This window comes from Tunicatimonas sp. (assembly GCF_049647865.1).
Classification (GTDB): domain Bacteria; phylum Bacteroidota; class Bacteroidia; order Cytophagales; family Cyclobacteriaceae; genus Tunicatimonas.
Map to the genome: position 1 here is coordinate 1 of NZ_JBARYM010000774.1, position 1,953 is coordinate 1,953.

At 46.1% G+C, this 1,953-nt stretch carries 2 protein-coding genes; one reads left to right on the forward strand and one right to left on the reverse strand.

The annotated features are described in order from the left end of the window. The coding region (locus WBA23_RS22550; RefSeq protein WP_424584537.1) for a serine hydrolase domain-containing protein at positions 1 to 1,301 on the reverse strand (1,301 nt) is incomplete at its 3' end. A 78-nt stretch (positions 1,302 to 1,379) separates the two neighbouring features. On the opposite strand from WBA23_RS22550, the gene WBA23_RS22555 reads away from it, so the two are divergent. Beyond that, complete coding sequence (locus WBA23_RS22555) at positions 1,380 to 1,895, forward strand: hypothetical protein (RefSeq protein WP_424584538.1); 516 nt, start codon at positions 1,380 to 1,382, stop codon at positions 1,893 to 1,895. Positions 1,896 to 1,953 lie beyond the last annotated feature (58 nt).

The window sequence follows — 1,953 nt, forward strand, 5'->3', positions numbered from 1 at the left end:
ATTACCAGTTTGCGCTGGGGCAGAATAAAGATACTTTGTTCGTCAAATCCTTGAGCAAAAAACAATTCAGTCGGTACATCAGGAAATTCCCGTTGGTCAGGACGATTGCGTTCTCCAGCATTAAGCCAAAACTGAGCACCATACTTACGAAATGGAGCATCGTCTACCGGACGAGTAGTGTATTTCACCCATCCCTCCGGCAAGATTCGCTGTCCCTGCCAGACTCCATTGTGGTAGTACAGCAAGCCAAACTTCGCCCAGTCGCGCGCGGTAGCCAGCATATACGATGAGCCGACAAACGTGCCAGATAAATCGGCCTCAATAATCGCGCTCGACATTCCCAGGGGTTGGAATAGTTGCTGATAAGGAAGTGCGTAGTAAGCATCGTCGCCGTAGTGCTGCCGAAGCAACCACGAGAGAATGTTTGTAGTCCCACTGGAGTAGTACCACGTTGTGCCTGGTTCATCACCTAAAGGCTGATGAATAGCCACACTCGCCATGTCTTCCGATAAATACAGCATTCGGGTAACGTCGCTCACACCAAAGTAGGTTTCGCCCCAATCTAATCCGCTGTTCATTCGCATTAGGTGGTTCCAAGTGATATTTTGTCTCGGATCATTTTCTTCCTGCCAAGCCGGAACCGGGGCGGGCTGATGAATGTCTAGCTGCGATTGCTGAACCGTGATACCCACTAAAGCATTAATTACGCTCTTCGTCATAGACCAACCGGGCATCCGCGTTTGGGCGAAGAAACCGGGTGCGTAGCGTTCGGCTACCAGCGTATCGTTGTAGATTACTACTACGGCTTTGGTGTTTTTCAGACGCTCGGTATCCGGTTCTGAAAAAGCCCAGTCTATTGCTTCGTTTAGCTGGATGTAGTCTACTCCGCTAAGAGCAGCTTTTTTTTGAGGGATCTGATGAGTACTAGTTTTCCGACTAGTAATCTGAGTTAGTTGAGGAATTTGGGCTACTTCCTTATCATTCACCCGCAATACGCAACCTGCTCCGGGTCGATACACTGCTTGCCGAGTTGCTATACCAAAAATAGAGGCCTCTGCCGAAGAATCCGTTTCGTTCACTTCGTATTCAGCTAATCGGTACGGAAACCGAGCCAGCTCATTTACCAACACTGAGCTATCGGAACGATGGGCTACAAAGTGGCAGGAACATAAATGCTTAGCACCAAATCCGGTAAGAATCGGCAATGCCTGAAAAACGTAATAAACCAAATAGATAAATCCAGCAACTACAGCAAGTAGAAAAACCCTTACGAGAAGCCGTTTTCGCGAACGTTTTTGCACCAATACTTCAGAAAGTTTGTTATTTATCGATCAACGCACCAAGATAATTTATCGGCTTACCATAAAAAACTTTTCGTCATGTATATTCCTTTTAAAGAAATGCCCGCTACCGCCCGTGTTTGGGTATACCAAGCCAATCGTCCGTTAAGTGAAGCAGAAGAGGAGCAAGCTATTCAGTTAGGCCAGATCTTTACGAACCAGTGGGCTGCTCACGGAAATGCACTACAATCTTCGGTACAGGTTTTCCATCAGTATTTTTTGGTAATTGCGGTAGATGAGCGGTACAATGCGGCCAGTGGTTGCTCCATTGATAGCTCCGTTGCTTTTGTACGAGAATTGGAGCACAAATTTTCTACCGAAGGCTCCGCAGTCAGCTTCTTTGATCGTACCCAAATTGCCTTCTGGCAGAACGATGAAGTACAACTAATACCGATGAATCAAGCTAAACAAGCAGTAAAAGAGGGACAGATACTACCAGACACTATCACGTTCGATAATACCATTCCCACGGTTGAAGCTTTTGAAAATCGCTGGAAGATTCCGGTGCAAAATTCCTGGTTAGCTCGTTATCTGCCTCAGACAGCTAAGGCTTAAACAGCAAGAGAATTTATAATACTAGCAATCTGTAGATTTGCTTACTGCTAGATTATAT